Source organism: Pseudomonas sp. HMSC065H01, from assembly GCF_001815235.1.
Taxonomy (GTDB): domain Bacteria; phylum Pseudomonadota; class Gammaproteobacteria; order Pseudomonadales; family Pseudomonadaceae; genus Pseudomonas; species Pseudomonas aeruginosa.
On record NZ_KV819932.1, the window covers coordinates 268,194 to 294,250 of the forward strand.

The 26,057-nt window shown below is 61.2% G+C and carries 22 protein-coding genes; 9 read left to right on the forward strand and 13 right to left on the reverse strand.

Annotated features, from left to right (window positions below):
* Positions 1 to 480 precede the first annotated feature (480 nt).
* Positions 481 to 1,077, forward strand: a complete 597-nt coding sequence (locus HMPREF3014_RS28605) for a hypothetical protein (RefSeq protein ID WP_023087044.1) — start codon at positions 481 to 483, stop codon at positions 1,075 to 1,077.
* Between the two features lie 97 nt (positions 1,078 to 1,174).
* Here HMPREF3014_RS28605 and HMPREF3014_RS28610 read toward each other — a convergent pair whose 3' ends face one another.
* The 7 genes from HMPREF3014_RS28610 to HMPREF3014_RS28640 all read right to left on the reverse strand — a co-directional run bounded on the left by HMPREF3014_RS28610 (position 1,175) and on the right by HMPREF3014_RS28640 (position 11,709).
* Positions 1,175 to 1,984, reverse strand: coding sequence for a hypothetical protein (locus HMPREF3014_RS28610; protein ID WP_033871936.1), 810 nt, complete (start codon positions 1,982 to 1,984; stop codon positions 1,175 to 1,177).
* Between the two features lie 83 nt (positions 1,985 to 2,067).
* Positions 2,068 to 4,992 carry an AAA family ATPase gene (locus tag HMPREF3014_RS28615; RefSeq protein WP_023087042.1) on the reverse strand — a complete coding sequence of 975 codons (2,925 nt, stop codon included), beginning with the start codon at positions 4,990 to 4,992 and terminating at the stop codon, positions 2,068 to 2,070.
* Between the two features lie 2 nt (positions 4,993 to 4,994).
* A complete protein-coding gene (locus HMPREF3014_RS28620) occupies positions 4,995 to 5,744 on the reverse strand; it encodes a condensin complex protein MksE (RefSeq protein WP_023087041.1) in 750 nt (249 codons plus the stop codon).
* A complete protein-coding gene (locus HMPREF3014_RS28625; RefSeq protein WP_023087040.1) occupies positions 5,737 to 7,062 on the reverse strand; it encodes a hypothetical protein in 1,326 nt (441 codons plus the stop codon). The genes HMPREF3014_RS28620 and HMPREF3014_RS28625 overlap by 8 nt, the downstream gene beginning before the upstream one ends.
* Positions 7,063 to 7,147: 85 nt before the next feature.
* Positions 7,148 to 8,218 carry a ComEC/Rec2 family competence protein gene (locus HMPREF3014_RS28630; protein WP_023087039.1) on the reverse strand — a complete coding sequence of 357 codons (1,071 nt, stop codon included), beginning with the start codon at positions 8,216 to 8,218 and terminating at the stop codon, positions 7,148 to 7,150.
* 45 nt (positions 8,219 to 8,263) lie between these two features.
* Positions 8,264 to 10,519, reverse strand: coding sequence for a Mov34/MPN/PAD-1 family protein (locus tag HMPREF3014_RS34130; protein ID WP_086230768.1), 2,256 nt, complete (start codon positions 10,517 to 10,519; stop codon positions 8,264 to 8,266).
* Positions 10,516 to 11,709: a ComEC/Rec2 family competence protein gene (locus HMPREF3014_RS28640; protein ID WP_023087037.1), complete on the reverse strand. Its 1,194-nt coding sequence runs from the start codon at positions 11,707 to 11,709 to the stop codon at positions 10,516 to 10,518. The genes HMPREF3014_RS34130 and HMPREF3014_RS28640 overlap by 4 nt, the downstream gene beginning before the upstream one ends.
* Positions 11,710 to 11,790: 81 nt before the next feature.
* Here HMPREF3014_RS28640 and HMPREF3014_RS28645 point away from each other — a divergent pair, with 81 nt between their 5' ends.
* The 3 genes from HMPREF3014_RS28645 to HMPREF3014_RS28655 all read left to right on the forward strand — a co-directional run bounded on the left by HMPREF3014_RS28645 (position 11,791) and on the right by HMPREF3014_RS28655 (position 14,096).
* Positions 11,791 to 12,702 carry a helix-turn-helix transcriptional regulator gene (locus HMPREF3014_RS28645; RefSeq protein WP_023087036.1) on the forward strand — a complete coding sequence of 304 codons (912 nt, stop codon included), beginning with the start codon at positions 11,791 to 11,793 and terminating at the stop codon, positions 12,700 to 12,702.
* A gap of 6 nt (positions 12,703 to 12,708) precedes the next feature.
* Entirely contained in the window at positions 12,709 to 13,500 is a 792-nt protein-coding gene (locus tag HMPREF3014_RS28650) for a hypothetical protein (RefSeq protein WP_023087035.1), read from the forward strand.
* 284 nt (positions 13,501 to 13,784) lie between these two features.
* The gene (locus tag HMPREF3014_RS28655) at positions 13,785 to 14,096 is read left to right on the forward strand and encodes a helix-turn-helix transcriptional regulator (RefSeq protein WP_227343504.1); all 312 of its coding nucleotides are present in this window, start codon (positions 13,785 to 13,787) and stop codon (positions 14,094 to 14,096) included.
* A 14-nt stretch (positions 14,097 to 14,110) separates the two neighbouring features.
* Here HMPREF3014_RS28655 and HMPREF3014_RS28660 read toward each other — a convergent pair whose 3' ends face one another.
* The 5 genes from HMPREF3014_RS28660 to guaB all read right to left on the reverse strand — a co-directional run bounded on the left by HMPREF3014_RS28660 (position 14,111) and on the right by guaB (position 19,660).
* Complete coding sequence (locus HMPREF3014_RS28660) at positions 14,111 to 14,635, reverse strand: helix-turn-helix transcriptional regulator (protein ID WP_023087034.1); 525 nt, start codon at positions 14,633 to 14,635, stop codon at positions 14,111 to 14,113.
* 4 nt (positions 14,636 to 14,639) lie between these two features.
* Entirely contained in the window at positions 14,640 to 14,915 is a 276-nt protein-coding gene (locus HMPREF3014_RS28665) for a hypothetical protein (RefSeq protein WP_023087033.1), read from the reverse strand.
* Positions 14,916 to 14,975: 60 nt separating this feature from the next.
* Positions 14,976 to 16,232 carry a tyrosine-type recombinase/integrase gene (locus tag HMPREF3014_RS28670; protein WP_009616197.1) on the reverse strand — a complete coding sequence of 419 codons (1,257 nt, stop codon included), beginning with the start codon at positions 16,230 to 16,232 and terminating at the stop codon, positions 14,976 to 14,978.
* A gap of 301 nt (positions 16,233 to 16,533) precedes the next feature.
* On the reverse strand, positions 16,534 to 18,111 hold the full coding sequence (guaA, locus tag HMPREF3014_RS28675) for a glutamine-hydrolyzing GMP synthase (protein WP_003105901.1): 1,578 nt from the start codon (positions 18,109 to 18,111) through the stop codon (positions 16,534 to 16,536).
* Positions 18,112 to 18,190: 79 nt separating this feature from the next.
* Positions 18,191 to 19,660 carry an IMP dehydrogenase gene (gene guaB, locus HMPREF3014_RS28680; protein WP_003092702.1) on the reverse strand — a complete coding sequence of 490 codons (1,470 nt, stop codon included), beginning with the start codon at positions 19,658 to 19,660 and terminating at the stop codon, positions 18,191 to 18,193.
* 263 nt (positions 19,661 to 19,923) lie between these two features.
* On the opposite strand from guaB, the gene HMPREF3014_RS28685 reads away from it, so the two are divergent.
* The 4 genes from HMPREF3014_RS28685 (at position 19,924) to HMPREF3014_RS28700 (ending at position 24,274) form a co-directional block, all read left to right on the forward strand.
* On the forward strand, positions 19,924 to 20,901 hold the full coding sequence (locus tag HMPREF3014_RS28685) for a helix-turn-helix transcriptional regulator (RefSeq protein WP_003119304.1): 978 nt from the start codon (positions 19,924 to 19,926) through the stop codon (positions 20,899 to 20,901).
* 134 nt (positions 20,902 to 21,035) lie between these two features.
* The gene (locus HMPREF3014_RS28690) at positions 21,036 to 21,932 is read left to right on the forward strand and encodes a transporter (protein ID WP_023087032.1); all 897 of its coding nucleotides are present in this window, start codon (positions 21,036 to 21,038) and stop codon (positions 21,930 to 21,932) included.
* A gap of 12 nt (positions 21,933 to 21,944) precedes the next feature.
* Positions 21,945 to 23,102 carry an MFS transporter gene (locus tag HMPREF3014_RS28695; protein WP_019681641.1) on the forward strand — a complete coding sequence of 386 codons (1,158 nt, stop codon included), beginning with the start codon at positions 21,945 to 21,947 and terminating at the stop codon, positions 23,100 to 23,102.
* 29 nt (positions 23,103 to 23,131) lie between these two features.
* Positions 23,132 to 24,274: a class II histone deacetylase gene (locus tag HMPREF3014_RS28700; protein ID WP_003113816.1), complete on the forward strand. Its 1,143-nt coding sequence runs from the start codon at positions 23,132 to 23,134 to the stop codon at positions 24,272 to 24,274.
* On the opposite strand, the gene HMPREF3014_RS28705 is transcribed toward HMPREF3014_RS28700, so the two are convergent.
* Positions 24,259 to 25,041: a sulfite exporter TauE/SafE family protein gene (locus HMPREF3014_RS28705; RefSeq protein ID WP_003113815.1), complete on the reverse strand. Its 783-nt coding sequence runs from the start codon at positions 25,039 to 25,041 to the stop codon at positions 24,259 to 24,261. The two genes, HMPREF3014_RS28700 and HMPREF3014_RS28705, sit on opposite strands and share 16 nt — an antisense overlap.
* Before the next feature lie 107 nt (positions 25,042 to 25,148).
* Here HMPREF3014_RS28705 and HMPREF3014_RS28710 point away from each other — a divergent pair, with 107 nt between their 5' ends.
* A complete protein-coding gene (locus tag HMPREF3014_RS28710) occupies positions 25,149 to 26,057 on the forward strand; it encodes a LysR family transcriptional regulator (protein ID WP_023087031.1) in 909 nt (302 codons plus the stop codon).

Below are 26,057 nucleotides of genomic sequence, written 5' to 3' on the forward strand. Positions count from 1 at the left end.
GTGATACGGTGAAGGGAACAGCAAGACCGCCCCCACTCCACCCATGCCACGGATCGGCAAGCGGAGCGCGCAGGCCCGCAAGGGCCGGAGGTATCAGGGATCAAAGCCGAATGGCCGCGACTCGGCACGAGGCGCGGGGCGCCGCCCGCGAGCCCGACGGCGGAACGCCGAGGCACACCGATGCATAGCGAACACACGAACTTGCAACTTCAAGTCAAAAAGAATGAAGTGATAAAACTCAGCGGCGAAAGATGAACAGTGGCCCATTGAAGGTTTCTCATAAGCACAAGCTGCACGAAGATATTGATCCGTTATAGGGCCGCTGCTAGGATCGAGTCTGGTTCTGGTATCCGCCTTGCTGCCTCGAGGAAAACCAGCTCAAATCGAAGCCCATATTTTTCCCCTTGTGGCCCGCCCGGCAAGCAGCATGCTCAGCAAAGCGAAAGCTTTAACGGCTGCATTTTGTCGAGGAAATTTGTGATGTTCGATTTCGAATGTGTAGCTAACGCGGTTCGAGCCATGGAGCTGGACAGCGTGCCCGCCGACCTTTCCCGCTGTCGTCAGCTGGAGCTCAAAGCAAAGCACCTGGGTTACCAAAACTGGAACCATCTGCTGGACACTTTGAAGAACGAGCCCGCAAAAGATCGCCTTCAAAAAAGCACAATGCGCCTGATGCAGCGGATTTGCCAGATGCGCTTGCCGCTCCGCAACAAAGCTTACGTTCAACTGACTGTCCTGCCTGGTGGCGGAGTTGGCCATTATAGCTACTGGATAGGCTGGGACAAGAAAGGCAATGAGGTTCGCGTACCACGCCCAATTGACGGCAGGGAGCAGGCGCGAAAACTCCGCAAGCTCCAGCCCTCACCAGTTTTTGCTATTGAAACAGAAAGAGAGTTTATAGCTTGGAATCACTTGTGGTTTTCGACTGCCATAGTGCCACCAGACTTAGCCAGAGAATTTTTCCCGGCGCTGTTCAACAAGAAGCACCTTGTGGCAAAAAATCCCCCCATTGATCTCATCAAAGCAAAGTACGAGGCAATGGGTGACATCTACGCTAACAACCTCGAAGAAAACTAAATAAAGCTTCAGCGGCTCTCCTCGGAGCCGCTGAAGCAGCTCATCGAATCGCACCGGACTAATCGGATTGGCCACTGCGACTGGGTAAGTCAGGCGATCAGCCCCTTCTTAGTTCTATGGGTTCAAGTACGGTCGAGGGCACTGCCAGGCAATACTCCTGCTCAACACCTCTACCCTTGCATTTGAGCAGGGCGAACAGATCCCGCAGGGGTGGGTCCTGCTGCTCTAGCCAAGGAAGCAGCGCCGGGACCAGGGCAAAACTCTCCCGCCAGATGGTTTCGTCTCCATACTGATCGACTATTTCGGGACTCAGAAGTGGTACCAGCATACCCGCACAGGGCAAGGCTTCGGCTATGCGCCGGGCGTTGGCTAGGCCAACTGGATCAAGGTCAGGCAGCAGCCAGATCTTCGCGCTCTCCCAAGACACCAACAGCGCCAGCAGCCGCTCAGATAGCCAACCTTCGTAATGAGCCACCAGCGCGCCGCTCAATACTGCCGGCAGCCGTGTCGGCAGATGCAGCAGGGTGTCACGGTTTTCCACTAGCACCACATGGCCGGTTGGCTTGGGGGTCGCGTCGGGTCTGCGCTCGTCGTGCCATAGCAACTTCAGAAACGCCGGTGAAGGCGATTCCCACTGCAGGATATTACCCTGTGCATCCTCCCACCTGACGGCCTCGCCAGCGCTACAACTGATCATGAGCGAGGGCAGTCGCCCCCCGCGCTTGCTCGAGCCGCCGTGGATAATGTTCAAGCCGCGCACCGAACAGCTTTCCAAATCCTTGGGCGGCTGCAACCGGGCAATACGCTGCCCCAGAGAATCGGCATGCTGCACAATCACATGCGGCGATATTCGCCCGGGCACACGGCCCACCGTGACGATGCCGGAGACTCTGAGCTGATCGAGCACAGCCTCAAGTGCCTTCGGCCAACTGCGCACAGGGACAGGCCCTTTGCGCAACCGCTGTAGTATTTCCAGCTCTCTCGACCGACTCATGACTGAGCTACCGTGTCAGCTTTCGCGGTCGCCACCTGCAAGCTATCACTGAACTGCTCGACGTCTACCTCGGACTTCTCGTCTCTCTCACTTCGCTGCGGAGCCTGCCCCAGCTTGACGTCTTCGTGGTGATCGAAGTGCTGCCAGTCCGCCTGGGTCACATAGATACGATTGTCGGCGTTGATACACTCACTGATATTGATGCAATAGCGCACCGTGGTAGTCGGGTCGACGGATGCAAACACAGGGGTGAAACCAAGGTTTTCGCTGAATGCCAAGATAGTGCGCTGGTTGTTCGGATCAACCGAAGCAATCTCGTCCAAGTAGAACGGCAGGAACGGTTCGACCCGAGCGCCACGGTCGGTCAGGTGGCGAATCAGAGAGAAATACAACAAAGGTTTGAGCGTCATGGTCGAGCCATTAGAAGCCAGCTCGTCGAGCGTGTTGCAGACAACGACCTTGCCGTTGACCTCTTCCACGGTGAATCCGATGTCGAATAGGTCGCCGAGCTCGAGGGTACCGTCACGACCATCTTCAACCAGACGAGATAGCCGATCCATAGCGCGCACCAACCCGGCCTGGGATGCGCCCCCGCCTTGCTGACCGAACAGGTCGGTCTCGTTTTCGTCAGCCTGGGCGATATATGAGGACAGGATATTAATGGCTTCAAGTATCGGTTCGTTCCTCTTCAGATCTAACCTGAAGCCACGAAGGTTCGAGACTTTGCGCGCATTGATCCGGCGGTTGAATAGCGATATCTCGTGTTCCAGCGTCACGTAGTTCTCGGAAAGATCGCGCAGAGCTCCCGAGAGCTGGGCAATGCCCTCCTGATGGTAGCGCTTGAGCATCTCACGCATCTGCGGCAGCGTTTCCAACCGCTCGCGTGCATGCTGCACCAGATCGCTCAGATTCGCGTGTCGGGCAAGATCAGGTAGGTCGCCAACGATCGAGTGCTGGTAGTTCTTCATGGTCAGGGATATGCGGTCGAGCGCGTTGCTGATCCACTCCAGCCGATTCAACGTGTCACCGAAGTTGTACCCGGTGAGATCGCGCTCGAAGTCCTCGTTCGGCCCTTCAGCGAGAATGAAAGGACTGTTCTGGATCTGGCGGTGTTGCTGCACGACCTTGAGCTGGCGGGCCTGCTCGAGGGCATCGTTGAGCTTCTGCTCGATAACACTGATGGCCCGGGTGGCCTCCTCGATCCGCTCCTGGTGCCCTTGCAGCCATTCGTCGATCTGGGCGAGACACATCATTACACCCTCGAGCACATGGCGATCAGCGGTCTCGGTGGTTTCCAGAGCCGCGAGCTCGGTCAGTTCCTGCAGGTAGCCCTGCTGGTTGCTCAGCTGCTTTGCCAGCGACTCCAATTCGTTACGCTTGAGCGTCTGGTTCTGGGCAACCTCGAGTTGCCCCTGAAGCTTGGCCAGGTCCTCTTGGTACATGGCGATTGACTGTTGTAGCTGTGCCGGATCATCGCCATGAAAATCCATTGGAGGCAGATCGGTCAGGTCTAACTCGAAACCCTGTAAATTGAGCAGCCCTCCCTTCGACATGAGTTGGGTGCGTACCCAATTGTTGAAACTGCCCGGGTGGATTTCAGTCAGTGCTGCGGCCTCAAGGCTGAACATGTCGCTGCGAAGCAGCCGCGACAGCTCGGCCTTTTCCGCATCGACAAAGCCTTGGGTATCCAACAGTCCGTCTCCATTGCGGACCTGCTCCAGTCGCTTGTTGAGCTTGAGAATTTCATGTTCAGTGTGGCGCAGTCTGCTACTGACGGTTGCCACATCGTAGATGTCAGCCTGGCGCAACTGATCGCTGAGCGTGGCGTGCTGGGCTGCCAGTGTGCGAATCGATTTCTCGACCGTCTCGCGGCAGGTCATCGCATTGCGCTCACGTAACTCGTCGAGGCGGGTCAGCCGGCCGGCCAAGGTGATGCGCTGCTCGACCGCTCGATCGCGTTCTTGCATGCGGCTATTAAGCTGTTCGTTGAGCTTGGCGCGCTTTTCGATTTCTTCCTTGTGAAGCGCGTTGAGCTCCTCAATGCATAGCGGTGCCCGCTCCACCGCCAGGGTCAGGTTTACCCTCAGCTCGCGCGCCAACCAGCCGCCTTCTTCTGAAAGTGCGGCGTATTCGTCGTATTCCTTGCCGAGGGCGAGGATGTCCTCGCGACGGTACGCAAGTCGCTCCACTTCCCGCTCGGCAAGACGGAAGCGCTGGAACGCGCGCTCGCGCACCTCGAGGAAGTTCAAATTGGCATTGCTCAGCTTTTCACTGAAGACGTTGAGGATGAGCTCCTTGATCTCGCGGCTCTTGAGTAGCTGCTGAGTGAGCAGGTTGCGATAGATCTGGCGGAACACCTGGTAGCGCCTTTCGTTGGCGTTCGCCAGAGGCACTATGGTCACATCCCAGTCACCACCTTTGACCCGCCCGCTCTCTCCGTAGAGCATTTGGCGCATCTGTTCGCGGGTCAGGTTACGCACCTCGATGCCCCGTTCGTACCAGTGCCGGAACAGCTCCTTGTAGGGGCGTATGCGGTTGATCGGGTCGACGAAATCACCCATGTCCAGCTCACCTTTAGCCACGAACAGTTCATATTCGTTGCCAGCGGTAGGACCCTTGCCGTGAGCACCGACGATGAACACGCCGTCGGGGGTCAGCACCTCCATCAGTAGGTAGCTGTGGTCGCTGGGAAAGAAGAATGCGCGGCTGGTGTTGGCCTGGTGGGCGCCGAAGTGCATGTGTGCAAGGTGGGTGAAGAAGAGAAACTGCATGCTTTGCAGCGCCTGGGTCTTACCCAAGTTGTTGTGTCCGCAGATGCTCAGCGGCCCGTCCATGGGAAAAACCGACATGATGTGGTTGCCAGAGTTGACCATGGCGTAATGGCGCACGCCCCAGCGGGTCTTGAGTGCTTTGCTGCGCATCGTTACTCCGGGGTCTCGTCGTCTTCGTTGGGCTGGGTATTCAGAAAGTCGTCTGCCAGCTCGTCCACCGAGCGGTCGCTGTAGGAATAGCCTTCCCCGCGCTCTTGGGCCTCGAGCTGTTGCTGATGCTGTTCAGCCAGGTTCCGGCAGATGTCGAGGTAGAAGTAGGCTGGCAGGCCCAAGGTGTAGGCGACCTTGTCTTGGGAGAGACGGCGTTCATTCATCACCCCGACGTCGACCAGCCGGCGAATGCCGTTGTCGATGAATGACTCCACACTGCCCAGTCCAAGGCGGGTGAGCCGGTCGTGGCACTGGCTGAACATCGCTCCCAGGTCGTCGAGGAGGATGGGTTCTTCATGGGTGATCATCGATTCGATCGGCAATCCCTTGTCGCACAGGTGCTCGATCAGGGAGAAGATCGCCGCGGCTGCCATGCGCTCGCGCTGGGGCAACTGGGCCTGACTCATCTCGCGCGGCTGCAGATAGTAAAACCCTGCGGTGTGATGTCGAAGCTCATGCCCCATCATGCGCAACAACACCTCGTAGGTGTCCTGAAAGCGCGACAGCTCGCGATATTCCTTGATCCGGTCGGTGCTGCTGATAAAGCGCCCCGCCTCGAGCGCCTCGACAATCCGGGAGAACAGTCGGAGCTCTCGCTCGAGGCGCTGGGCATAGTGTCTGGCATCGCGCACTCGATCTTCGAGCGACAGCTCGAGATCCTCGGCAGACTCGTCCTGAGGCAGATCATCCATCGGCGGGTTCCCGGGTAGGCAGGGGTTCGTAATGGCTGTAGAAGGCGATCGGGGCCAATCGCCGCGGGGCCGGTTCGGCATTGTATGAGCGCCGGTTCATACGGATTTCGAGGTCCTCGAATCGGTAGTGCTGCATGTCGTCGTGGCGTTGGATGAAAGGCGCAGTCTTATCTTCCATCGTCAAGCGGGTCAGCACGCGCAACACCGAGTCAGGCCGGGCCTTGGGGTACTGAACCATCAGCTTCGCGACGACATCCTCGACAGGCTGCTGACTCTTCAGCCACACGAGCATCTGCGGGGACATCTCCCGCCGCTCGCGGGCCTCGAGCGCTGCGGCCGAGGGGACGCGCACGAGGATCGCGTCGGGAGCAATCGACTGTAGCTCCTTGAGCTGCGCCCACCAGGCCTGCAGCGAATCCTGGTCAGGCTTATGGACGCGTCGCTTGCGCGGCGGCAGGGCCAGAGTGTCGCTGCGCGCCAATTGGCTGTTGTGGTGGCCAAGGTCCTGAAGGCCCAGCGCAGCTCCCTGGGCAATGCGCGCATTAATTTGCGCCTGGCGCACCAGCGGCGCCAGATGGCTCGCCATGTTCTCGATCGAATGATTGAGACTCTCGCGAAAATCGAGCATGCGAAACAGGATGCTGTCGATTTCGTAGCGTGCATCATCCATGCTCAGCAGGTGCAGCGCCGGGTCCTGCTGCCACTCCTGCAGAGTGCGCTTGATGCGCATGAGCGAAAGATCGAACGGCCCACCCATGCTCTTCATCTGTAGTGCCGGTGTTACGTACTCGTCCCAGGCCTTGATCACCTGCTCATAACGCTCGGCCAGCGGCTGGCTCTGATCCGAGCGCTTGGCCTTGTCCACCAGCGCGTAGATAGCACGCGTATTAGATTCGACCATGCGGCGCAACGTCTGAAAGCGCGACTGCATCTCCTGGGACTTGGCGAAAAAACCCGTGCGCCGACCGCTGAGCAGGGCCGCAGCCAGCTCTTCAAGGTGCCCCTCGAGCCTGTTGGCGTTAGCACTGATCTCCTCGATCAAGCCCAGACTCTGCTCATCAAGCAAAAACTGCACAAAGGGCACGATCTGCAGGTTCAGCGAATAGCCCTGCCCACCGCGGGAGAACTCCGAAAGGATACCGATATCGACCATGCGCTTGACTGCAACCTGCTCAGGCTGGTCGGTACCGATAGTGAACGGGCGTACGATATGCAGCAGTTCACGCTCGGTCAGGGTGCGGGTTTCGTATCGAGACCAGATGGTACTTACGATGTCCCAGCAGTCACCAAGCGCACGAATGAAAGACCGTGGTTTCATTGAGCCTCGGACCTACTACAGATAAATGGGCCATAGACTGCCCATGCTCTGGGGCCTAAAAAGCAGGGCCGCGCCTCTACTAGACTCAACTTTCTTGCTCTTCGGGATACGCTGCTTGGGGAATTGATACCCAGCCATCACGGGTAATACCCGCCCCGATGCGTATGTTCTTGCTTTCGGTTGCTGCCCAGTGCCCACCCCTGTGCAGTACAGCGCGAATCACCGACTTCCGTGGATGATCCTCATCCGCCTTAGCGGAGCTGCATATGGCATTCCAGGTATGTTTGTCTGGCATGCTGTCCAACCTTGGGCCAACCAACTGATCCAGAATCTCAGTCGAAACATTGTGTCGCCCGCCATGATGCGGCACCTGGAAATACCGAATGCCGGGCAACGTAAGTCCCGCAAAAGGTGCGTAGTCAATCACCTCTTGCAGCGCTTCACGCCCGGCGTCGCCAGTAAGCATGACGCGATGACCATTCAGGACAGCTGACTGGACTACACTCATTTCATTTTCACGACTAGTTGGCGCAGAGGGAAAATACTCGTCGCCCCACAAGGATTTGATGTAGGAAGTCGCAGCCTTAACTGCCCGAAAAATGCTGCTCAGAGCACTATCCATGGCACCCTCTTCAACAGCCTCAGGTGTCTTCGTGGAATCCACGATTAAGTCCATGTAGCGACCTAGCGTCGGTGCCATCACCGTGAAGGGGCCGATGCTCTGCCCCTGAAGCGGGGCATGAATGGGGATTCCCTTCTCAAGCGCAATGCCCTCAAGCGCTGCAGTGGCATCGTAGACAGAACGTAATTTCCGTCTCAGCGCTTCCACTGACTCATAGGTCTCGAATCGATCTATCAACTGCTCTGCATATATCCACGGCCTATTGATCCAGAGATTCCTGACCGTACATTGCTCCAAGACTTTTCGAAGCCCATTGGCGTGATCGCGATCCGGATGCGTGAGGATCACGTGATCGATAACCGTTGTGCCATAGTAGGTTTTCAGGTGTTCAACGATCTGATCACCGGTATCCAGATACCCACCGTCAACCACGTGTATGCCTTCGGTGCCATTTACCGAGTAGCGCAGCGTGATTGCATCCCCGCTCTTCGCTGTTTCGACGCCAAGAAAATCGATCTCAAAGTAGTCAGCCATACATCCCTCTTGCCTAATACCAACGAAGTGCCGGTGGATCTCCACCTACCAGCGATCCACCGCACATGTGAGTCCTGTCGGAGTCCATACCAACGACACAGCAGGAAGACCACCAGCATCCTCGGCGATGCCGCGCAACGTATGTCGGTCTATACCCGAATGAGCACCGCCTTTCGGGTGGCTGTGCCAAGTGCCGATAAAGGCGAGATATCCCAAAGAGGTCGAATTCGCAGTACGCAAATTTTGAACAAGCCCATCGGTGCCCAAAACAAAGCGTGCGGCCTCTCGAACGCTGTCTGGCGGTGCGTCAACAAGCCCCGCAATGATGATGGTTCGATTTTCAAACGAGATGCGGCCGACCAAGGCACCGCCTGTTTCCAACGCACCCCAGCGCAGCGCATCAGCATGGATCGCTTGCGCGACCGGGTGCAGAATCCGAATGCTCCAACCACCATCGTCCGCCACATCGAGCACAGTGGTAGGACCAAGGCTGGTGCGAGTCCATGCTATGCCGAGGCCTTCGGCATCCGAGATCCCAGCGCAAAGAGTCGCTTCCTTAGGAAGCCCGTCAATGAGCCAGCGTTCCAGTTGCAGCCCAGCCAGTGAAGCAGACCGCGAAACGACGGCATCAGACATTGGCATGGTCAGTGAGCGGCAGTTGTCACCCACAAAGATACGCGTCGGCTCAGAAGTATCACCGGCAATCGACGCACGCAGTTCCGGCACAAATCGGCAGCACTCGAACAAAAATGCCGTGAGGTCATCAACCCGACCGTCGCGGCCAAGTCCTTCGAGCAAAACTGCAACACAGCGGCCCTGACCGTACATCGTGATCCGTACCAGCCGAGCAGGTGATTGATCCAGCGCTGTCGACTGTGTTTCTGCGGCTAACACCTTAAGTGAAGCTGTTGCGTCCACGATAAGCGCTGCATCCTGCGGAACAGCTGTGGCGAACTGTGCTGGATCGACTAGTAGGCTCACTGCGTCGGCGTCGAACGCGCGCGATTGAAGATGTGACAGCTCCTCAAAGGCCGTCTTCATCAGAGAAGCCTTTCGAGGTGGGACCAGCACTGATGCCCGCTCAATGAGTGCATGCCGTGCTGCGTTGTGAGGCGACATGGATTCGTTGTCGACGAAAGCCATTGAACCGAAACCGGCTCGCCCCAGATGCATCGCGATTTTCGACCCTACACTTCCGCAGCCGAGTATGACCAGCGGCTGAGATGTGGTCGCCGCTGGAATGCCGGACGTCCTTGCCAACAGTTCGGGAGACAATGCATGCGCATGAAAGGCTGGGTGAACCGTGGCGCTTCGCTCTAGGAGCGATTGAGCGTTGAGCTCATAGCGCACCACATAGGGCAGTACCTCAATACTTCGCCCTGGTGAGCCCACAAGCGATACAGGCCTTTGCACAGTCAGAATCACAACCGCGTACAAACCATGCACCCAGCCGCGCGAGTCCTGTTGCATATCCAGGATCGAGTGTCCGTAAAAACCATCCAGACTTTTGGCCAAAGCGTCGCGATCAATGCCGAGCTCCGCAGCTCGATCAAGCAACGTCGCGAGATCGAAAACCGTCTCCGGTTGATAACGTTCGATCACATGATGAAGGCCGTCGGTTGTTGGAGCGCGTGCGATGAAGGCCGCCGTATGACCGTTTCCCCATTTACCCAGCTTGTCGTTGTGAGCGTCCTGATAGAACACAGGATCGACTTGGGCGGTCAGTTCGGTATTGATGATGGCGTATAGGCCATCATCAATCGTCACATAGCTTACGGGAACGATCAAAATCGAGCCGTCAGCGGGAGCAGCGGACGCGACCTTCTCGGCGCTGAATACAATGGTCGAAGGACAACTGTCTCGACGCGTCGGCTCCCACCCCTGCTCAAGATTCAGCAACGCCCCAGCTGCAGCCTTGTGCAGCCAATCGATTAATTGATCGATAATCGCGTCCAGACCAAACCGATGCAGCAGCTCGTCCAATGCCCCCTCGAACAGGCAAGGTGAGACCAACTCGCCTTCGCGATGGGGGTTGATGTGCGGCAAGCTGAGTGGAAAGTCCGTACGCAAGAAAGGCTTGGGCGCGGATAGAGGCCAGTCATTGTCGAAGACAAGAATGCATGTCTCGACCGAACGTACGCCGGTCTCAGATACACCATAGCGCCGAGACCGGCTCGGCAGCTCAACAGCAACATCGACTTCGATCTGCGTTAATTCACCGCTTACACTTGGCTCCCCAACGCGGACCAGGCCTCGATGCCGCTGAAGCTGATGCAGTGCATCCGCAATCCTGTCCATCACGATGCGCCGTGCGGCATGGGGGTACGCGCAGAGGTGATCACGGCTGCGGCCTTCGATCCAGCTTCTTTCTTCGAGGGAGGCTGCACCCCCTGAGTAGTGACGGTAAACACGAGAGGCTCAACAGATTTTTCGCTCGGGTATTCGCCCGTGCAGTAAAACTCGCCTTTTGCTTCACCCACGATTGCGACGTACTCACGCTTTGCACGGATGCAGGGAGGATCACTGTCATCGTCTGCAATAGGCTTACAACTAGCAACGATGACGGCACCGTCACGAGTCTGCGAAAGCGCCTTACGAGCGTCGGCGTCGAGCCTGGCCTTTTCGCGATGGGTAGACCAGCTGTCTTCGGACAGCGAATGCCAAGAGCAATGATGCGGCGCCTGCATAATGTCGTACTCAAGCACATCGGCTTCAGCCTTATGGCGCTGCCATTGGCGGTTCCAGATGAACACCTCAGCATCGCCACCTGTAAGAAACTTCGCGCCATCTGGCGTATTTGCGTCAGCGGCCAATGTGATGTTCAAGATCACGCTTGACTGGTTTTTGATCAGATTCTGCTCCTCTTCCTCGTCGTCTTGGGCATCCAGGGGCGCCAGAACAAACGCGGAGAAGTACGCAGAACTCTTGCCATTGATCGACGAGAAGCTCGTGTCCACTCTTCGCACAATCGGAGTGAGATCGTCAGTTTTTCCGTCGATGTCCTCGCCCATGATCTGAATACGATCACCGCTCCCGACAGCGAAATTTTTATCGCGATTAACCTGCACCCGCCGACGCGCCTCCGTGTTGAATGCCTTGGCATCGTCACTCAGGTTGTGCGTCTTGCTGGCGCGTCGAAACACGATGGGGGACGACCACACCTCGCGAATCACGATTTTCTTGTCCTTATCGTCCTTTTTGTCATCCGGGTACTTGTCCAGCGGTCCCAGATAGAAATGCCGCGTCAGCCCCCGGCAATGATCGTGATCCGGGTGGCTCAGCAAGAATGCATCGACATAAGGCCTTCCGTTCTCATCCCGCTTCAAACGATCTCGCAGATCCTTGGCGACATCACGCGACACCCCATCCGGGTCTTCAGCGTCCTGCCTAATGTTTATGTCGATCAGCAGGGTGGTTGCGTCCACATCGCCAAACTTGATGAGGGCCATATCCCCGTTGTCTACGGGAAAGAATGTGATGGTTGTAGGCATCTGGGTCTCCAGGTAGACGACCAAAGCAGCAGTCACGTACACTTAATGTACGGATATTTTTTATATCCGTCTACTTTTTAGATGGTGCCTATGAAAAAAGCCTCGAATACTAATGTCGAACCCTCTGAGCCCAAGAGCTTGAGCTGGGGCCTGGAGAGCAGGTTGCAATTCATCGATTTTCGTCTGCGCTGGGAGCGACGCATCAATCGGATGGATCTCACCGAGCATTTCGCCATATCGGTTCCTCAGGCATCACTGGACATTGCCAAGTACACAGAGCTGGCGCCGAACAATCTGACCTATGACCGTCGCTCCAAGACCTACACCGCCACCTCACACTTTCAACCGCTTTACCAACGAAGCTCGGCTCAACGCTATCTAGCGGAACTACTGGCAACCAAGATGGGCGTTGTCGAACCGAGAGCCAGCTTTATTGGCTCAGCCCCCGAAACAGATTGGGCTCCATCTCCCTGGCGCTCGATCAATGAAGAGACCGTAGAAGCAGTGGTCCGGGCTATTCGCCAGCAGGAAGCTATTCGAGTGAGCTACCAATCCATGACGTCTCTAGACGAATCAATCCGACTGCTTTCGCCGCACGCTCTCGGCAATGATGGTTTTCGCTGGCACGTGCGAGCGTATTGCCATAAGCGTCAGCGCTTCAGCGATTTTGTCCTCGCTCGAATTTTGCACATCGAAGGTTTCGAACCGAGTCATGTGGACTCCAGCCAGGATGCTCATTGGCACACAGTGCTGACGCTAGTACTTGCACCGCATCCCGATTTGCCTGCAGCCAAAAAACGAGTACTGGAACTGGATTACGGCATGGAAGAAGGGCAGGTCAAGCTTCCCTGCCGTCAAGCGTTTCTGTACTACACGCTAAGGCGTTTGGGCTTGCATACCAAGGAAGCGCCAGACCCTCTCGCGCAACAGATCACGCTGAGAAATCGTGATGAAATCCAACCCTACATCGATGCTTTGACAGCCCAGGCCTGACCCCCAATGACAACAATTTTCGAACTAGTTAAAGACCCGTACGAGCGCAAGGCTCGCGTGGTTCCAGGTCTTCTCGTGGCGTTGCCATTGCTCGTCCCTTTGCTATGCGTATACGGAGCAAAGCATCCTGTTCTCACAGGTGTTATCGGTTTACTTGGCGGCTGCGGCGCCATTTACGCGCTTGCGAGCGTGGCACGTGGGCGCGGCAAAAAGCTTGAAGAGCTTTTAGTCAAAAAATGGGGCGGCATGCCTACAACCATAGCCCTGCGGCATCGCGACAATTTTCTCGATAGCGTCAGCAAGCAGAGGTACCACTCTGCGATCACAACTAAACTGGGTATTGACATACCAACGGCAGAAGAAGAATCAGCGAACCCTGACAAAGCGGACGACATCTACATCGGAGCAACCAAGCGACTTCGCGAACTCACGCGTACCAATAAGCAACTCCTACTGAAAGAGAATATTGCCTACGGATTCCACCGCAATATGCTGGCGATGAAGCCCGTCGGCATCCTGTCGAGCCTCCTGGGAATCCTCTACGGATTGCTGATTGCAAAGGTTCTGCAGATAACGCCTCCCCATTTTTACCCCGTGCATTTTGCAGACCCGGGGCTCGCCGCTGGCTTGACGCTGCTTATTTCGATGGCGTTACTCGCGGCCTGGCTGCTGTATTTCGATCAAAGTGCCGTCAGACGTATGGGGTTTGTGTATGCGGAACGTCTGTTTGAGTGCCTGCCGTCGCTGACTTCTTCAGCATCACGAAAAAAGGCACCAAAATCGACACCTACAGAATGATCCCCTCCGGCTGCACTCCCGTGCAGCCGGCTGAGCTGCTGGGATAAGGGAGCAGGATCGAATTAACTGGAGAACTGCCACAACCTCAGCGATGAAATAACATCACTGAGAGCTATCTAGCAGCCAATAATCGCACCAAGTCTGCCCCTGTACGCCGCAGCGGGTTGTCCCGATAAGCACTGAACCGCACGATGCCCCATCCAACCAGACTCACGGAGTCCGAGATGGAACATCTATCGCCTACGCCCGGCGCGTCAATCCCCGAGTCCGTCCAGTCTCTTCCGATGCCTGACACGGAATCCTACGAGACACTGCCGCAGTTTCCGAAGCGAAGCCCCCTTCCCTTCCGGCGCACCATTCGGCGACAAGAGCTGAGGCAGATCATCCCGCTATCTGAGACGACCATCTACGAGATGGAGCGTCGTGGCGAGTTCCCTCGACGTTTCAACCTGACACCGCGTTGTGTAGTGTGGGACTTGGCCGAGGTGGAAGCTTGGATTGAGGAGCGCAAGCAGGCGCCTCGCACGGAGATCAGCAAGCCGGATGTCCACCTACGGAAAACCCGCCCTGTCCGGGCGGGTTCAGATCAGGAATGAGACTGGCTGCCGCCTCAACCAACAAGAGCCCCCAGTTCCTCAGAAGTCGAACGTGGTAGACGCCGACTTTCCTTGGCCAGATTGACCTGCAAAGCCACTCGCGCCACCTCCAGAACATCCCTGGCCAGCGAGTAACTGCCTCTGGTCTGCAACCAGGTCAGCACGTCAGCCAGGTGCCAGATCGACGCACTGCCCTCGTGCACCGGCGCCGGGAAGCTGCCTGGGTTGGCCAGCATCAGCTTGCGCATGTTCTGCCGCGATACCCCGAGCATTTCAGCCACATCGGTAAGACCGACCAGATCCGGGGCGACCTCGATCAGCCTGGCCGAGGGCACGGCACTACGCACATCAGCCAGTGCGCTACGCACAGCCGCATCTGCGCTCTCCGCCTCGCGAATGAACTCCAGCGCCAGCCGCCCCGGCTGACCGATGCCAACCAGGGCATCGTCGCAACCAGCTTCGCCAAGGCGTTCGACCAGCACATCCGGGTTCCGGTCATCATCGGCGAGTTGGTATTTCAGGGTGAAGGTGTATTCCATCGTGCTACTCCTCTGCGCCGTCGGCAGCCTCTTGCGGCTTACGGTGCGTGGTGCAGTTATCCACGACGCGTCGCAAGGCGCGTGCGTGGTTACCAGGGCTCTTCGGCGTGCTCCACACGCTGGTGATGCAGAACTCGCCGCAACGACACTCCTCGTCGTTGTAGGGACAGTAGATCCGTCCCCAGGCGTGACTGCCGCCAACTTCGATGCGCCACCCCTGCCCTTCGGCATGCTTGAGCGCTTCTTCGACCTCTTTCTTCGGATGTGAGGGACGGGCCATTAATGATCTCCAGTATTCCCATGACTCGACAGGTTGTCAACTGACAACCTGTCCATTCCTCTAAACGGCGGCACTCAACACCGGCACGGTCACATTGTCGGGCAGCAGCTTAGGCACATGAGTCCGACCATCGACCCAGGCATCAACCATATCGGCCCACTCTTGCAGCATGTGGCGGCGTTGCTCAGCGTACTCGGCCTTGTTGTAGACCGAGCGCGAGGAACGCCCGTCCTCATGCGCCAAGCACTTCTCGATCCAGTCACCATTGAAGCCCACTTCGTTGAGGAGCGTGGAGCCAGTCCTGCGCAGGTCGTGAACCGTGAACGGCTCCAACGGCAGCCCCGCTTCCTTAGCACGTGATGCAATGAGTTGGGTGATCCGGTTCAAGGTGGCGTGTGACATGCAGCGGTGGATGTCATAGCGCGAGGGCAGCACGAACCTCGAGCCAGCAGCACAAGTGTGCAGCGCCACGAAGATGTCCAGAGCCTGGCGCGACAGGTAAACCACATGGGGATTACGTCCCTTCATCCGCTGTTTGGAGATCGTCCAGGTGGCGTTCTCAAAATCCACTTCATTCCAGGTCGCCTCAATCAGCTCGCTCTTTCGCACCAGGGTCAGAAGCACCAGGCGCAAGGCCAGCCGAATGGTGGGATATGCAGCAATCGACTCCAACTGGTGAAAAGCCAGGCGAATCTCGGTCGGGGTCAGCGCTCGATCCTTCGGCACGAAGGTGGCGATCGACGCAGCCTTCACATCGTCGGCCGGATTCTCGACCTTCTCGCCATGCAGGATTGCGAACGCAAAAACTTGCTTCACGATGTCGCGAATGTGGACGGCCGTGGCCGGCGCACCACGGCCCTTCACCTTGGCACAGAGCGCGCGTAGATCGTCAGGGGTGATTTCGGTCAGGAGCCGGTTCTCGAAGACCGGCAGGATGTCGCGGTCGATGATGCTCTTGCGCATGGACCGCGTGCTGTCGGCCATACGCGCATCAGCCAGCCAACTTTTCAGCATGTCACCAAACGATTTGGCAGCGGTCAGACGGCGCTTGGCTCGTTGCTTCTCCAAGGAAGGGGATATGCCCTGGGCAACCATTCGCTTGGCATCCAGAAGCTTTTCGCGAGCCATGGCCAGCGAAATACCTGCTGGGCCATACCGCCCGATAGTCAGCGTTTCCCGGCGTCCATTGAGACGGTAATCATAGCGAAAGGTGACGGTACCGCCTGGCGATACCGTCACGTACATCCCATCACGATCGGAAGCCTTGTAGGGCTTGGCTTTGGGCTTGAGATTGCGCAGTGCGGTGTCGGTAAGCATCGAGGTTTTTCCTCCTGTTCATGACGGCTTTTACCGTCAAGGGTCAGGAGACCTGCTGATGCCGGGAAAGCCGCATAACAGAAGCTTTCCCAAGGAGAGATTTACCGTCAAAGACCGGTTTGGTCTCGATAGTAAATGAGAGGGTCTTAATCCGGCCTCCGATTCCTACCGTCACCCTTACCGCCAGTCCGTTCTGCTGCCCGGCGATAGTCACCGATAGATGCTGTGACGTATTTTCTTCTAAATCAACACGTTACAACATCTTATCGATAGGTACCGATAGTCCCCGAAGGACCTGATTTCACTCCCACTCGATAGTCGCCGGTGGCTTGCTCGACACGTCGTAGGTGACCCGGGAGATACCGGCGATCTCGTTGATGATGCGGTTCGAGACCTTCTCCAGCAGTTCATAGGGCAGGTGAGCCCAGCGCGCGGTCATGAAGTCGATGGTCTCCACCGCGCGCAGGGCGACGACCCAGGCGTAGCGACGGCCGTCGCCGACCACGCCGACCGATTTCACCGGCTGGAACACCACGAACGCCTGGCTGGTCTTGTGGTACCAGTCGAAGGCGCGCAGTTCCTCGATGAAGATGTGGTCGGCCTGGCGCAGCAGGTCGGCGTACTCCTTCTTCACCTCGCCGAGGATGCGCACGCCCAGGCCCGGGCCGGGGAACGGGTGGCGGTAGACCATGTCGTAGGGCAGGCCCAGCTCCAGGCCGATCTTGCGCACTTCGTCCTTGAACAGTTCGCGCAGCGGCTCGACCAGTTCGAACTGCATGTCCTCCGGCAGGCCGCCGACGTTGTGGTGCGACTTGATCACGTGGGCCTTGCCGGTCTTGGCGCCGGCCGACTCGATCACGTCGGGGTAGATGGTGCCCTGGGCGAGGAACTTCACGTCCTGCAGCTTGGTGGCTTCTTCGTCGAAGACTTCGATGAAGGTGCGGCCGATGATCTTGCGCTTCTCTTCCGGGTCGGCGACGCCGGCCAGGCGGCCGAGGAACTTGTCCTCGGCGTTGGCGCGGATCACCTTCACGCCCATGTTCTCGGCGAACATGGCCATCACCTGGTCGCCTTCGTGCAGGCGCAGCAGGCCGTTGTCGACGAACACGCAGGTCAGTTGGTCGCCGATGGCCTTGTGCAACAGCGCGGCGACCACCGAGGAGTCCACGCCGCCGGAGAGGCCTAGCAGGACCTTGGAGGAACCGACCTGGGCGCGCACGGTGGCGATGGCGTCGTCGACGATGTTCGAGGGGGTCCACAGCGCGGCGCAACCGCAGATGTCGAGGACGAAGCGCGAGAGAATGCGCAGGCCCTGCTTGGTGTGGGTGACTTCCGGGTGGAATTGCACGCCGTAGTAGGCGCGGGCATCGTCGGCCATGGCGGCGATCGGGCAGCTCGGGGTGCTGGCCAGGATGTGGAAGCCGGCCGGCATCTCGGTGACCTTGTCGCCGTGGCTCATCCACACGTCGAGGCCGAGCACGCCGTCGTCGTCCACGTGGTCCTCGATGCCGTCCAGCAGGCGCGCCTTGCCGACCACGTCGACGCGGGCGTAGCCGAACTCGCGCAGGTCGGAGCCCTGCACCTTGCCGCCCATCTGCTCGGCCATGGTCTGCATGCCGTAGCAGATGCCGAACAGCGGCACCTTCAGGTCGAACACCGCCTGCGGCGCGCGCGGGCTGTCGGCTTCGTGTACCGACTCGGGGCCACCGGCGAGGATGATGCCGCGCGGCGCGAAGGCGATGATCGCCTCGTTGCTCATGTCGAAGGGATGGATTTCGCAATACACGCCGATCTCGCGCACGCGGCGGGCGATCAGTTGGGTGTACTGGGAGCCGAAATCGAGGATCAGGATACGGTGGGCGTGAATGTCTTGGGACATGGCCATCTCTCGCTACGGAATTCGAAAACGACACGGGGCTGAATCGAACAGCCCCGTGCAGCACTCATTTCAATCAGCCTCAACCAACCCGGTAGTTGGGGGCTTCCTTGGTGATCTGGACGTCGTGGACATGGGACTCGGCCATGCCCGCGCCGGTGATCCGGACGAACTGCGGCTGCGTGCGCATCTGCTGGATGTCGGCGCTGCCGGTGTAGCCCATGGCGGCGCGCAGGCCGCCCATCAGCTGGTGGACGATGGCGGACAGGGCGCCCTTGTACGGCACGCGACCCTCGATGCCTTCCGGCACCAGCTTCTCGGCGCCGGCGGAGGCGTCCTGGAAGTAGCGGTCGGACGAGCCCTGGGAGCCGGACATGGCGCCCAGCGAACCCATGCCGCGGTAGGACTTGTAGGAACGGCCCTGGAACAGCTCGATCTCGCCCGGCGCTTCCTCGGTACCGGCGAACATCGAGCCCATCATCACACAGTAGGCGCCGGCGACCATGGCCTTGGCCAGGTCGCCGGAGAAGCGGATGCCGCCGTCGGCGATCAGCGGTACGCCGGTGCCTTCGAGGGCGGCGGCAACGTTGGCGATGGCGGAGATCTGCGGCACGCCGACACCGGCGACGATGCGGGTGGTGCAGATCGAGCCCGGGCCGATGCCGACCTTGACCGCGTCGGCGCCAGCCTCGGCGAGGGCCTTGGCGGCCTCGGCGGTGGCGATGTTGCCGCCGATCACCTGGACGTCCGGGAAGGTCTGCTTGACCCAGCGCACACGCTCGATCACGCCCTTGGAGTGGCCGTGGGCGGTGTCCACCACCACCACGTCGACCCCGGCGGCGACCAGCGCGGCAACGCGCTCGCCGGTATCAGCGCCGGTGCCGACGGCGGCGCCGACGCGCAGGCGGCCCTGCTCGTCCTTGGACGCCAGCGGGTAGGTCTTGGCCTTCTCGATGTCACGGAAGGTCACCAGGCCACGCAGGTAGAAGTTCTCGTCGACTACCAGCATCTTCTCGATGCGGTTCTCGTAGAGCTTGGCCTTCATCTCTTCCAGCGGGGTGCCTTCGCGGGCGGTGACCAGCTTGTCCTTCGGGGTCATGATCGCGGCGACGGTATCGCCGGCGTTCGGCTTCACCCGCAGGTCGCGACCGGTGACGATACCGACCAGCTCGCCCTGCTCCACCACCGGGAAACCGGAGAAGCCGTACTCGCGGGCCATCTGCAGCAGTTCGATGATCTTGGTCGAGGGGGTCACGGTGACCGGGTCGCGGACGATGGCCGTTTCGTGCTTCTTGACCTTGCGGACTTCCGCGGCCTGCTGCTCGATGCCCATGTTCTTGTGGATGATGCCGATGCCGCCTTCCTGGGCCATGGCGATGGCCAGGCGGGCTTCGGTCACGGTATCCATCGCGGCGGATACCAGCGGGATGTTCAGTTCGATGCCGCGGGTCAGGCGAGTTTTCAAACTCACGTCCTTGGGCAGGACTTCGGAATAACCGGGGATCAGAAGGACGTCGTCGAAAGTCAGGGCTTCTTGACTGATTCGCAGCATGGCGGGCGCTCCCAGACGGGAAAAATGGAAGCGCGACATTATACCCAGCCACGCGCTTCCGCTCAACGCAGTTGATCGCCGAAAACGGCGAATGGGCAAATATCTTGCAAGGCGCCCGCCAGGCCCCGTTCCGCCTGTCCTATCCCGCATTTGCAGGATGGCAGCGCGGCGGCGGATGGCCGGATACTGCGTACGTCACCCAGCGACCGCCCAGGCGGCGGGACGCCGATTCCAAGAATTATAAAAGTGGGACGGGGGAGAGAATGAAAGGGAGCACTGACCCGCATTCGTCATCCGCAGCCTTGCTCGCGGCGTTCGGCGCCGCCGTGCTGGATATCAACCGGCTGGCGCGCGACAAGACCCTGGAGCGTTTCCATCGCACCGCGCTGGAACGTCTGCAGCAACTGGTGCCGTTCCAGCGTGCCTGGTGGGGCCGCGCGGCGCTGATCGACGGCGTGCCGGTGGAGCACAGCGCACACCTGTTCAACCTCGAAGAGCACTATGTCGAGGACTGGAAATCGATCAGCCACGACGACATCACCGTCGGACTGGTACACGCCCGCCCGGGCACCGCCGTGGCCGTCGACATGCAGGCCACCGCCGGGCTGCGCTGGCTTGGCGCACGTCACGACATCGGTGAGCTGCTCTGCGTGATCCACGTCGATCCGATCACCCGCCTCAGCGACCATGTCGCCCTCTATCGCACGCCTGGCGGCCCGCCCTTCGCGGACCAGGAGAAGCTGCTCCTCGGGCAACTCTCGGCGCACCTGGCCGCGGCCGTCTCGGCCAACCAGATCCGTACCCTGGTGGCCCTGCGCGAATCCCTCGAACGCCAGGCTCTGGCCATGGCGGTATGCGACCGCTACGGCGTGCTGCATTGCGCCGAACGCGGCTTCGTCGACCTGCTGCTCGGCGCCTGGCCGGGCTGGACCGGTCCGCAGTTGCCGGAGGAAACCAGCCCGCAGGGCTATCGCGATGCGCGTCTGGTGATCGACTCGCGGCAGGTCGGCGACCTCTACCTGCTCACCGCGCGGCAACCGAGCGCGATCGAACAGTTGAGCAATCGCGAAGGCGACGTCGCCCTGCTGTTCAGCGAAGGCAAGACCTACAAGCAGATCGCCCGCGACCTCGGCCTGGCGCCGAACACCGTGCGCCATCACATACGCACCATCTATTCCAAGCTCGGCGTCAACGACAAGGCGAGCATCGCCCACCTGCTGCATCAGTTCCCGCCTGGCTGACAGCCCTCCACCCCTGCCATCACCGCTTCGCCCGCCCCGCCATGGGCGGCATGGGCGCCCTTTCGCCTGCGAAAAGGCGCAACCACCACCGGCGCGACGAACGCCGGGCACACAACGACCGGGGAGACCGACACATGACCCACCGCACCGCCTCGATGGCCGCACCGACCGCCAGCGCCCTCGCGCTGCTCGGCATCCCGCTCCTGCTGGGCGCCGAGGCCGGCGCCGCCGACCTCAACGCCCGCGACTTCTTCGGCGCCCCGGCGGGCACCACGCTCGGCGTGCTCTACCTGCCGGCGACCCGCGCCCATGAGTTCCACGGACCGGCCGATCGCAACGGCAAGGCCGAACTCAAGACCAACGCGATGGCCTACCGCCAGGTGTTCTTCAGCGACATCTGCGGCACTCTCTGCACGCCGCAGTTCATCATTCCCTTCGTCGACATCGATGCGCGCCTGCCCGGCAGCGCCGGGCATACCGGCGAGACCGGTTTCGGCGATCCCCAGGTCGGCGGCACCCTGTTCTTCATCAACGACCCGGAACGGCGCCGCTACAGCGGCCTGCTGACCCTGATCACCCTGCCGCTGGGCGAGTACCACGCGAAGAACCCCGATGTCTCGCCCGGCGCCAACCGCTGGGGCGCCACCTTCGTCTACAACTACACCCAGGGCATCGGCCGCGACTGGGTGCTGGAAGCCAACCTGGAAGCGCAGTTCTACGCGAAGAACGACGACTACTTCGGCAGCGACCTGGAACAGAAACCGCTCTATCGCCTGCAAGCCTTCGCCTCCTACGACTTCAGCCAGAGCACCTACGGCGCCCTCAAGCTGGTGCACGCCGATGGCGGCGAACTGAAGCTGCAGGACCATACCCTCGACGACACCCACCAGCGCTACACCCAACTCGGCTTCGAGCTAGGCCACTGGCTGGACCGGCGCAACAGCCTGATGTTCGGTCTCTCGCGCAACGTCGCCACCGACAATGCTTTCCATGGCAGCCAGGCCCTGTTGCGCCTGGTCCATGTGTTCTGAGGAGGCGCAGCCATGAGCGCTTCCGACAAGACTCTCGCCAGCGCCTCTCCGGCGTCCGGCAACCTCGCGCTGCTCGCGGCCATCGTGGTGTTCGCCGCGATCACCCCGACCATCCTGATGACCGCCCCCGCCGTCGCCGCGCAACTGGCGACCCAGTGGCAACTGAGCCCGGCGCGGGTCGGCGACCTGTTTTCGGTGGAGCTGGGCGCCATGAGCCTGGCGACGCTGCCGGCCTTCCATTGGCTGAAACGCGTCGATTGGCGCCACGCGGCGCTGCTCGCCGGCCTGCTGTTCATCGCCGCCAACCTGGCCTCGGCGCTGGCCGGCAGCTACCCGCTGCTGCTCGCCCTGCGTTTCTGCAGCGCCCTCGCCGGCGGCTCGCTGATGATCCTCTGCCTGTCCAGCGCCGCCAGCACCGCCACCCCGAGCCGGGTCTACGGGCTCTGGGTGATGGGCCAACTGGTGGTCGGCGCCGTCGGCCTGGCACTGCTGCCGGCGCTGTTCGAACGCTTCGGCCTGGCCGCCTGCTACCTGTTGCTGGCCGGCCTGATGGGCCTCGCCCTGCCGTTGTCGCGGGCCTTCCCCAGTGGCAGCCCGCCAGCGGAAGCCCGCGCCAGTACCGGCGCGGTTCACTCGCGACTGCGGGTCGGGCTGGGTATCCTCGCCGTGCTCACCTTCTATATCAGCCTCAGCGGCGTCTGGACCTTCATCGGCGCCATCGCCGAAGGCGCGGGGATCGGTGCCGGCGCCAGCGGCGAGGTACTCGCCGTCGCCACCCTGATGGGCATCGCCGGGGCGGCCTGCGCCTCCTTCATCGGCAACCGCCTGCCGCGCGACCTGATGCTGCTCGGCGGCTACATGGCGATGGCCGCGGCGATCCTCCTGCTGATCGGCCAGCCGCCGCTGGCGCGCTTCGCCCTGGCCGCGCTGCTGTTCAAGTTCACCTGGACCTTCGCCCTGCCGTTCATCCTCGCCTGCCTCGCCGACCTGGACCGCTCCGGCCGCCTGATGAACGCCTCCAACCTGGTCATCGGCGGCGGGCTGGCCATCGGCCCGGCGCTGGCAGGACGACTCATCGAAGGCAGCGGCGGTTTCCTCCCGCTGCTGCCGATCGCCGCCGGCCTGGCCGCCCTCTCGCTGCTGCTGGCCCTGGCCTGCCGGCCACGCTGAAACCCTTTCCCGAACCACGGATACCCGCCATGACCCGACGTACCGCTTTCTTCTTCGACGAACTCTGCCTCTGGCACGCCGCCGGCCCGCACGCGCTGACCCTGCCGGTCGGCGGCTGGGTGCAACCGCCTGCCGCCGCCGGACACGCCGAATCACCGGAAACCAAGCGCCGGCTGAAAAGCCTGCTCGACGTGTCCGGCCTGACCGCCCGCCTGCAACTGCGCAGCGCACCGCCGGCGAGCGACGAGGACCTGCTGCGCGTGCATCCGGCGCACTATCTGGAACGCTTCAAGGCGTTGAGCGACGCCGGCGGCGGCAGCCTCGGCCAGGACGCGCCGATCGGCCCGGGCAGCTACGAGATCGCCCGGCTCTCCGCCGGCCTGGCCATCGCCGCGCTGGACGCGGTGCTCGCCGGCGAGGCGGACAACGCCTACTCGCTGTCGCGGCCGCCAGGTCATCACTGCCTGCCGGACCAGGCGATGGGCTTCTGTTTCTTCGCCAACATCGCCGTGGCCATCGAGGCGGCCAAGGCGCGCCACGGCGTCGAGCGGGTCGCGGTGCTGGACTGGGACGTGCACCACGGCAACGGCACCCAGGCGATCTACTACCGGCGCGACGACGTGTTGAGCATTTCCCTGCACCAGGACGGCTGCTTCCCGCCTGGCTACAGCGGCGCCGAAGACATCGGCGAGGATCGCGGTCGTGGCTTCAACCTCAACGTGCCGCTGCTTCCCGGCGGCGGTCACGACGCCTACATGCAGGCCATGCAACGCATCGTGTTGCCGGCGCTGGAGCGCTTCCGCCCGCAATTGATCGTGGTCGCCAGTGGCTTCGACGCCAACGCGGTGGACCCGCTGGCACGCATGCAACTGCACAGCGACAGCTTCCGGGCGATGACCGCGATGGTCCGCGACGCGGCCGAGCGGCATGCCGGCGGACGCCTGGTGGTGGTCCACGAAGGCGGCTACTCGGAAGCCTACGTGCCGTTCTGCGGCTTGGCTGTGATCGAAGAACTCAGCGGCGTGCGCAGCGCGGTGCGCGACCCGCTGCGCGACTTCATCGAGTTGCAGCAGCCCAACGCGGCGTTCCGCGACTTCCAGCGCCAGCGCCTCGAAGAGCTGGCCGCACAGTTCGGCCTGTGCCCGGCGCAGCCGCTTCAAGCGGCCAGGTAGCGCCCGACCAGCGCCAGGCCGCTGCACAGCACCAGCCAGGTGACCAGGCGGACGAAGGCTTCACGCGACAGACGCAGGGTCACCCGACGGCCGATCCACAGGCCCAGCGCCATGCCCGGCAGCAGGCAGGCGGCGAGCAGCCAGGGCTCGCGCGCGGCATACAGCCCGGCGAGCAGGAACAGCCCCAGGCGGACGAAGGTGCTACAACCGATCAGCGCGCTCTGGGTGGCACGCATCTGCTCCTTGCTCGCCAGGCGTCCGTTCAGGTACAGCGAATAAAGGAAGCCGCCGCTGCCGAACAACGCGCCGAACAGCCCGCCGAAGACACCGAAGGGCAACGCCCAGGTCGCCCGCCAGCGCGGCTGGCCGCGTGGCTGGAGGAACAGCGCGTAGAGCGCATAGAGACTGACGAACACGCCGAGGGCCAGCATCAGCAGCTCCGCGCGTAGCGCCAGAAGTCCGTACGCCCCGAGCGCACAGCCCAGCAGCATGCAGGGCAGCAGACGCTTGAGCTCAGTGACGGCGATCTGCCGCCGCGCCGGCAGCCAGTTGCCGAACGACGCGCTGAAATCCAGCAGGACCAGCAGCGGAATGATCTGCGACAGCGGCAGCACCCCGGCCAGCAACGGGCCGGCGACCAGCGCGGTGCCGAAGCCGGCGATGCCGAACACCACATAGGCGAGGACGATGGCCAGTTCGACCAGCAGCCATTGCCATAGGCTGAACGGCAGGGCGGCGAACAGGACTGACGGATCGAGCGAGGACATGGCGACTCCCGGAACGACGACCTGCGCACTCTAGCGAGCGCAACGGCGCGCCAGCCAATACAATCCGAGCCCTGTAGCCATCTCGAAAAGGCATGGGGAATCTTCCGATGATCTCTTTGCGGCAACTCCATTACTTCGTCGAAATCGTCGAGTCCGGCGGCTTCAGCCGTGCCGCCGAACGCCTGTTCGTCGCCCAGTCGGCGCTCAGCCGGCAGGTGCGCGAACTGGAGGACAGCATCGGCACCCCACTGCTCCGCCGCGGTCCGCGCCAGGTAGAGCTGACGCCGGCCGGTCGCGCCTTCCTGCCACGCGCGCAGCGCCTGCTCGGCGACCTGGAGGCCGCCCGGCGCCTGGCTCGCGAGGTCGGCGAAGGCGGCCATGGCCTGCTGCGCCTGGGGCACTCCAGCTCGGTGCCGCTGGTGGGCGGCCTGCAAGCGGCGCTGCGCGGCTACCTCGCGGCGCAGAGCGGCGTCCGCCTGGAACTGACCCAGCAATCCTCCGAGCAGCAACTCGCCGATCTCGCCGAAGGACGCCTGGACCTTGGCCTGCTGCGCCTGCCGGTGCTGCGCCAGCATCCCCGGCTGCACCTGCGCGCCCTGTACCGCGAGCCGTTGCTCCTGGCTCTCGCCGCCGACCATCCGCTGGCCCGCCGTGAAGCCCCCGTGGCCCTGGCCGCCCTGGCCGGAGAAACCTTCGTCTCCATTCCCCACCTGCAACGCGGCGGCCTCAGCTATCGCGCCGCCGAACTCTGCCTCGGCGCCGGTTTCTACCCACGCCCGGCGCGCGCGCTGTCGCGCAAGACCAGCCAGTTGCAACTGATCGAGGCCGGCTTCGGCGTCGCCCTGGTGCCCGCCTCGATGCGCGCCATCGCACCGCCCGCCGTGCGCTTCATGTCTCTGACCGAGGCCGAGGCATACAGCGAGGTGGCGCTGGCCTGGCGACGCGACGATAGCCCCCTGGTGGAAGGCTTCGTCGAATATTTCCTGGAGAATCTGCCGAACGAAGCCAAGGATTGA